This is a genomic window from Pseudomonas sp. MF6751 (assembly GCF_016613265.1).
In the GTDB taxonomy this organism is placed as follows: domain Bacteria; phylum Pseudomonadota; class Gammaproteobacteria; order Pseudomonadales; family Pseudomonadaceae; genus Aquipseudomonas; species Aquipseudomonas fluorescens_BV.
In genome coordinates, this window is sequence record NZ_JAENSV010000084.1 from 1 (window position 1) to 7,270 (window position 7,270).

Annotated in this window: 7 protein-coding genes; 4 read left to right on the forward strand and 3 right to left on the reverse strand. The window is 60.5% G+C overall.

Annotation, left to right across the window (positions count from 1 at the left end; all coding sequences use genetic code 11):
* Nucleotides 1–495 precede the first annotated feature (495 nt).
* Nucleotides 496–1,110 (reverse strand): NAD(P)-dependent oxidoreductase, encoded by a 615-nt coding sequence (locus tag JJD66_RS27600; protein ID WP_200649495.1) that lies wholly within the window; start codon nucleotides 1,108–1,110, stop codon nucleotides 496–498.
* A gap of 34 nt (nucleotides 1,111–1,144) precedes the next feature.
* On the reverse strand, nucleotides 1,145–2,011 hold the full coding sequence (locus tag JJD66_RS27605) for an MBL fold metallo-hydrolase (protein WP_200649496.1): 867 nt from the start codon (nucleotides 2,009–2,011) through the stop codon (nucleotides 1,145–1,147).
* Between the two features lie 105 nt (nucleotides 2,012–2,116).
* On the opposite strand from JJD66_RS27605, the gene JJD66_RS27610 reads away from it, so the two are divergent.
* Complete coding sequence (locus JJD66_RS27610) at nucleotides 2,117–3,022, forward strand: LysR family transcriptional regulator (protein WP_096143699.1); 906 nt, start codon at nucleotides 2,117–2,119, stop codon at nucleotides 3,020–3,022.
* A 91-nt stretch (nucleotides 3,023–3,113) separates the two neighbouring features.
* Complete coding sequence (locus JJD66_RS28245; protein WP_003189580.1) at nucleotides 3,114–3,293, forward strand: hypothetical protein; 180 nt, start codon at nucleotides 3,114–3,116, stop codon at nucleotides 3,291–3,293.
* Here JJD66_RS28245 and JJD66_RS27615 read toward each other — a convergent pair.
* Nucleotides 3,286–4,161, reverse strand: a complete 876-nt coding sequence (locus JJD66_RS27615; protein WP_014717471.1) for a helix-turn-helix domain-containing protein — start codon at nucleotides 4,159–4,161, stop codon at nucleotides 3,286–3,288. The two genes, JJD66_RS28245 and JJD66_RS27615, sit on opposite strands and share 8 nt — an antisense overlap.
* Before the next feature lie 189 nt (nucleotides 4,162–4,350).
* On the opposite strand from JJD66_RS27615, the gene pobA reads away from it, so the two are divergent.
* Together pobA and JJD66_RS27625 are read left to right on the forward strand one after the other, a co-directional pair.
* Entirely contained in the window at nucleotides 4,351–5,535 is a 1,185-nt protein-coding gene (gene pobA / locus JJD66_RS27620) for a 4-hydroxybenzoate 3-monooxygenase (protein ID WP_198715046.1), read from the forward strand.
* A gap of 66 nt (nucleotides 5,536–5,601) precedes the next feature.
* Nucleotides 5,602–7,119: an MDR family MFS transporter gene (locus JJD66_RS27625; protein WP_198715002.1), complete on the forward strand. Its 1,518-nt coding sequence runs from the start codon at nucleotides 5,602–5,604 to the stop codon at nucleotides 7,117–7,119.
* Nucleotides 7,120–7,270: the final 151 nt, after the last annotated feature.

Below are 7,270 nucleotides of genomic sequence, written 5' to 3' on the forward strand. Positions count from 1 at the left end.
TGGGTGAAAGGAGGAGGGGCGAAATCTCCCACGGTCTGTACTGCGTCAACAGTCAGAATCGGGCTTTGTCCCTTCTCCTCCCTTCAAGTCCTAGCATACAAGCGGGCTTGCTCGCGAAGGCGGCCTGACAGTCAACACAGTTGGATTGTGTACATATCCATTGCTGCGGTAACGGCCACTTAGGGTTCCGCCTGACGGCGGCTCACTTTTGAAAAGCCGGAATGCCGGCCCAGCCAAAAGTAACCAAAAGGGCTCTTGCCCCACCACTCGGCACCTCGCCTAGGCTCGGTGTACCCGTAATCCGCCAGTGATTTTGGGGGCCGCCGCCACGCGCCATCCATGGCGCGGGGCGGCTAAACCGGCATCCCTGCCGGTTTACCCCCAAATCCCTGTCGAATTCCGGCCAGCGTGGTTTAACGGGGCGCTTAAGATCAAGATCAAAAGCAGATCAAGAGCTACTCGCTTCGCATCGTGGTTAGCGTTGACGGCGTTGGGTCAGTAACCGACCGTAAAGCGCTTTTGCGAGTGCTTCGGTGTTTCCACTTCATCCAGCATGGCGATGGCGAAGTCGGCAAAACTGATTGAGCTGTTGCCATCACTGTCCATCAGCAGATCATCCGTGCCCAGGCGGAATTTGCCCGTGCGCTCGGTGCCGTCGAACAGGGCCGATGGCGACAGGAAGGTCCAGTCCAGTTCCTTTTCCTGGCGCAGCGTTTCCAGGAATTCAGCCCCGGCACTGGCTTCAGCTTTATATTCAGCCGGGAACCCTTCGCTGTCGATCACGCGCCCGCCACCGGGCAACAACAGCGAACCTGCGCCGCCGACCACCAACAAACGTTTCACCCCGGCCTTTTTCACCGGGCCGATCACGGCGCTGGCGGGAAGCGTGGCGAAGTGCGCCGCGCTGATCACCACGTCGCTACCGCTGATGGCGTGTTGCAAGGCCTCGGCATCCAGGGCATCAACCTGTTTGACCGTAACGCCTGGGCGCACAGCCAGCTTGTCGGTATTGCGGGCGATGGCGGTGACGGTATGCCCGCGACGCAGCGCTTCTTCCAGCAGTTGGCTACCGGCGCGGCCGGTGGCACCAATGATTGCAATCTTGCTCATGATGTTCTCCAACAGGGTTAAGGTTTAAAGCCAGTTACCACTTCATTTCGCCCTTGGCGACTTTGGCGCTCAGTTCCAGCGAGCTTTCGTCGGCGAGGGTGGGGTAGCGTTTTTTCATGGCCGCAATCAGGGCGGCGGAGTCCTTGGCCTTGGCGGTTTCGAGGTCGAAGGCCTTGATGTAATCGGCGGTGAAGTTGACCGAGGCCAGCGATGGCGTGCCCAGGTAATGGCCTGGCACCACGGTGTTCGGTTTCAGGTCTTCAATGCGCTTGAGGGTGGCCAACCAGTCTTTATGGGATTGCGCGCTCTGGGTATCAGCCATCCAGACGTGGATGTTTTCAGCGATAACCACACCACCAACCACGGCCTTGATCGACGGGATCCACACAAAGCTGCGATCTGGCTGCGGGCCGTCGAGGCCCACCACTTCAAGCTGCTGCCCTTCCAGCGTCAGGCTGTGGCCTTTAAGTACCTGCGGTACAAGGGTCTTGGCCGGTTTGTCTGCGCCCATTTTCGGGCCCCAGAAGGCCAGCTTGTCGGCGACGGTGGCGTTGATATGGTCAACCACTGGCTGCGGCGCCAGCACCTTGGCGTCGGGGAAAGCGGCGGTGAGGGTGTCCAGGCCGAAGTAGTAGTCCGGGTCGCCATGGCTGATGTAGATGGTGGTCAGGCGTTTGCCGCTGGCGCGGATCTTCTGCACCAGTTGCTCGGCTTGGCCTTTGCCGAATTGCGCATCCACCAGGATCGCGTCTTTCTCGCCGCTCACCAGCACCGAGCTGACCGGGAAGATCGCGGCTTCGCCTGGGTTGTACACGTCCAGTTTCAGGTCTGCCGCCGCTGCGTGGGCAGCGAATGCCAGGGCGGCAGTAGCCAGGGTCAAGCGTTTGAAGGTCGAGAACATCGGGCAGCTCCTGCCATAGATAAGGGATGCACAGAGCTTAGTTGCATGAAACGCGACAAAAAATGCGATGCTGGGACATAGTTTGTTTCTAAAAGCGGGCAAATCATGGATCGTCTTCAAGCAATGCGCGTGTTTGTCACCGTGGTGGACCTGGGCAGCCAATCCGCCGCTGCCGACCACCTTGACCTGTCGCGCCCGGTGGTCTCGCGTTACCTGGCCGAACTGGAAGACTGGGTGGGTGCACGCCTGCTACACCGCACCACGCGCAAGCTCAGCCTCACTGCCGCCGGGGGGGAAACACTACCGCGTTGCCGGCAATTGTTGGACTTGTGTGGGGATATGCAGGCCGCCGTCAGCGAACCCGATGATGCACCCCGAGGTCTGTTGCGCCTGAGCGTCAGCACCTCGTTCGGCCAGGCGCAGCTGGGCGCGGCGATTGCCGAATACGTCAAGCTTTACCCCTTGGTGACGGTGGATTTGCAGATGCTTGATCGCACGGTGAACCTGGTGGACGAGCGCATCGACCTGGCGATCCGCACCAGCAACGACCTGGACCCCAACCTGATCGCCCGGCGCCTGACCGTATGTCGCTCGGTGGTGTGCGCCACACCGGCTTATCTGCGCGAGCATCCGGCGCCGCAGAAAGTCGAAGACCTGGCCCGGCACAATTGCCTGACTCACTCCTACTTCGGCAAGAGCCTGTGGCATTTCGAAGAAAACGGAGAGCACGTGTCGGTGCCGGTCCACGGCAATATCACGGCCAACGAGGCCAGCACGTTAATGCGCGTGACGCTGGCCGGGGCAGGTGTGGCGATGCTGCCCAGTTATCAGGCCGGCGAGCTGATTCGCAGTGGGGAGTTGGTGCGCTTGCTGCCGCACGCCGAGCCACGACAAATGAACATCTATGCGGTGTACGCCTCACGCAAACATATGCCTTCGGCGTTGCGTAGCCTCCTGGATTTCCTGGTGCTGCGCTTTCCCGAAGAGCCAGTTTGGGATGTCGGGCTTTGAGCTGAAATAAGCGCGCTGAATGGCATCGCATCAGGGCAAGTTGACCTATGCTTTAAACAGCACCCTGTAGATCCGTTCAGAGGTCTGTGCCATGAGCATTAAAACCAGAAAGTACCTGACAATTTTCACCCTCTGCGCATTGGCGACAGCGCTGTATGGGACTGCCGCCTACCGCGTCGAGCAAACGCGCATGCAGCCAGCGGCGTTCGCTATCAGCTGCCATCAGGACCAATGCGTTCCCCGCACCGGCAGTTTCAGTGCGCTCAGGTAGGCTGCTCTGCCTTCAGTTGTTCACGAAACGCCTTGGGTGAAAACCCGACCCTGCGGCGAAACAGCCGTGAGAAGTTGGTCGGGTCGGAAAAACCCAGCACCTCGGACATTTCATTGATGGTCATGCTGGTGTAGGTCAGCAGGCGCTTGGCTTCCAGCAATTGGCGGTCATGCATGATCTGCAATGCCGGTTGCCCACCCAATTCCCGACACGTCCCGTTCAAGTGTGAGACCGAGATGCCCAGCTTGTGGGCCAGGTCTTCAATCTTCGGGTGTTCGCGGTAATGCTGTTCGACCAGTTGCGTAAACCGCCGAAAGTACTCACGACCCCGCGGCGCGCGTGGATGGCGGCGCTGGATCGCCTGGCGGCTGACCCATACCAACAACACGCTGACCAGAGCGTGCAGCATCATGTCCCGTGCCGGTTGGTCATCGGCGTATTCGTCCTGCAAGCGTACGAACAGGCTGTTCAAGTAATCGCTGTCCTTGCCCGCCGGGTAGCTGCCGAGTGTGTGCAGGCCATCGACGGTAGAGCCCAGTTGCGCCTGCAAGTGGCTGACCAGCGGCGCCGAAAGCGTTACCACAAACCCTTCCACATCTTCGGAAAAACGAAAGCCATGCACGCACAGCGGTGGCAGCACTTGCAGGCTCGACTCGTTAAGCGTGGTGCGCTGGCCCTCGATTTCCAGTTGTGCCTGGCCTTTGTGCACATACAGCAACTGGCACAGGTCCGCGTGCCGGTGGGGCTGGATTTCCCACTGGTATTCCCGACTGCGCCGGGAAATGGTTTCGCAGTGCAACAAATCGGGAGTCGGCCACTGCTGGCTTTCCCCGTAAAGCTTGAAGACCGGAATCGCGGTTTTGGTCATGGTTTCAATCCGATACTCAGGATAATGGTTCGGTAATCGCCCCGATTGGCGAAAAGCACAGGTTTTGACGCAGTTTTCACCTTCTTATGAGCCTCACTCAAGTGAAAAATGTCAGCCACAAGAGCAATGACAACTCTTTCACTCCATACGTTCGCGTGAAGCTTGAAGGTCATAAAAATAATGAAAACCCTGAAAACCCAAGTCGCCATTATTGGTGCCGGTCCTTCCGGATTGCTGCTCGGCCAACTGCTGCACAACGCTGGCATCCAGACCCTCGTTCTAGAGCGTCAGAGCGCCGATTACGTACAAGGCCGTATCCGCGCCGGTGTGTTGGAACAGGGCATGGTCGACCTGCTGCGCGAAGCCGGCGTCAGCCAACGCATGGACGCCGAGGGTCTGGTGCACGACGGGTTTGACATTGCCCTCAATGGCCAACTCACCTCCATCGACCTCAAGGCCTTGACCGGCGGCCAGTCGGTGATGATCTACGGCCAGACCGAGGTCACCCGCGACCTGATGGCCGCCCGCGCAGCCGCGGGTGCCATCACCCTGTACGAAGTCTCCAATGTTCAACCCCATGACCTGAAAAGTGAACAGCCGTGGCTGACCTTTGAGCATGAAGGCCAAGCCTGTCGCCTGGAGTGCGACTACATTGCCGGCTGCGACGGTTTCCATGGCGTGGCCCGCCAGTCGATACCGGCGCAAGCGCTGAAGGTGTTCGAACGGGTCTATCCCTTCGGCTGGCTGGGCGTGCTGGCCGACACGCCGCCGGTACATGCCGAGCTGGTGTACGCCAAACATGCGCGGGGTTTTGCGCTGTGCAGCATGCGGTCGCCGACCCGCAGCCGTTACTACCTGCAAGTGCCGGTCGAAGAGAAGCTGGAGGACTGGGCGGATGAACGTTTCTGGGATGAACTCAAAAGCCGCCTGCCCGGCACATTAGCCGAACGATTGGTGACCGGCCCGTCGATCGAGAAGAGCATCGCGCCGCTGCGCAGCTTTGTGGTGGAACCCATGCAGTACGGGCGCCTGTTCCTGCTCGGCGATGCCGCGCACATTGTGCCGCCCACCGGTGCCAAGGGCTTGAACCTGGCAGCCAGTGATGTGAGCACCTTGTTCCGCATCTTGCTCAAGGTGTACCGCGAAGGGCGCCTGGACTTGCTGGAAAAATACTCGGCAATCTGCCTGCGCCGGGTGTGGAAAGCCGAGCGGTTTTCCTGGTGGATGACCTCGATGCTGCATCAGTTTCCCCAGGCGGATGACTTCAGCCAGCGTATTGCCGAAAGCGAACTGGACTATTTCATTCGCTCTGAGGCCGGGCGTAAAACCATCGCAGAAAATTACGTCGGCCTTCCTTACGAGCCTATCGAATAGCCTGCTATCGTATCGAGCATTCCCACCGGTGACCGTTGCCTGTGGGCCCTGCTCGAAGGTTCTGCCGTGACACACCTCAATCAGCCCGCTCCAACCGTTCCCGCCGTGCGCAGTATCCTGGTCGCGCTGATGATGGCGATCTTCCTGGGTGCCCTGGACCAGACCATTGTCGCCGTGTCCATGCCGGCCATTTCCGCACAGTTCCATGACGTCAACCTGCTGGCCTGGGTGATCTCAGGCTACATGGTGGCGATGACCGTGGCGGTGCCGATCTACGGCAAGCTTGGCGATCTGTATGGGCGCCGGCCCATGATGCTCATCGGCATGGGCGTGTTCACCCTCGCGTCGCTGTTCTGCGGCCTTGCGCAAAGCATGGAGCAACTGGTGCTGGCGCGGGTTGTGCAGGGTATCGGCGCTGGCGGGATGGTCTCGGTGAGCCAGGCGATCATTGGCGACATTATTCCTCCCCGCGAACGGGGACGTTATCAGGGGTATTTCAGCAGCATGTACGCGGTGGCCAGCGTGGCCGGGCCGGTGCTGGGCGGTTATATGACCGAGTACCTGTCGTGGCGCTGGGTGTTTTTGATCAACCTGCCACTGGGCGTCGGCGCCTGGTACGTGGCCCATCGCACTCTGGTGGGGCTGCCGGTGCCGCAGCGCAAGCCGATCATCGATTACCTCGGCACGGTGCTGATGATCGTCGGCCTCACCGCCTTGTTGCTGGGCATCACTGAAATCGGCCAGGGCCATTCGTGGCGTGACGATCAAGTGCTGGGGTTGCTGGCCTGCGCACTGATGGCGTTAAGCGTGTTTGTGTGGCACGAACGCCGGGCGCGGGAACCGCTGTTGCCGATGCACTTGTTTGCCAACCGCAGTGCGGTGTTGTGCTGGTGCACGATTTTCGTCACCAGCTTCCAGGCGATTTCCCTGACGGTGCTGATGCCCCTGCGCTACCAGACCGTGACCGGCGCTGGTGCCGACAGCGCAGCCCTGCACTTGCTGCCGTTGGCGATGGGCTTGCCGATGGGCGCGTATTTCGCCGGGCGCATGACCTCGGTGACCGGTCGTTATAAACCGATGATCCTCAGCGGCGCGTTGTTGAGCCCCTTGGCGATCCTCGGCATGGCCTACAGCGCGCCCCAGGCGGTGGCGCTTACCAGCGTCTTCATGTTGTTGTGCGGTATCGCCGCCGGTATGCAGTTCCCGACCTCGTTGGTGGGGACGCAGAATTCGGTGGAGCAGCGGGATATCGGCGTGGCCACCAGCACCACCAACCTGTTTCGCTCCCTGGGCGGGGCAGTGGGGGTGGCCTGCATGTCGGCGTTGCTGCTGGCGCTGTTGCACGATTCCAGTTTCGTCCATCTGGCAAGCGGCGCACTGGTGGCAGAAGGCAGTTCCGGCAACGTACTGCTCGACGGCCTCAACGCCGCACCCGGCCCGGCGCAGGATGCGTTGCGCGGCGAGCTGGCGGTGACGTTCCGGCATTTGCTGATGGTGAGTGCGGCGGTATCGCTGCTGGGGTTGGCAGCAGCGATAGCGATGCCGAATCGGGTACTGCGCGGCCGTGAAGACAAAGTTAGATAAGCGGACGCGGAGCGTCCCAGGCGGCGTTCCCACGCAGAGTGAACTGACCCCCAAAGGTTGGACACAACCTTGGGGGTGTCATGGGTAAGTACACAGAGCAAGCAAAACTCGCAGCCGTGCAGGACTATTGTTCCGGTAGCGCGGGTTTGAG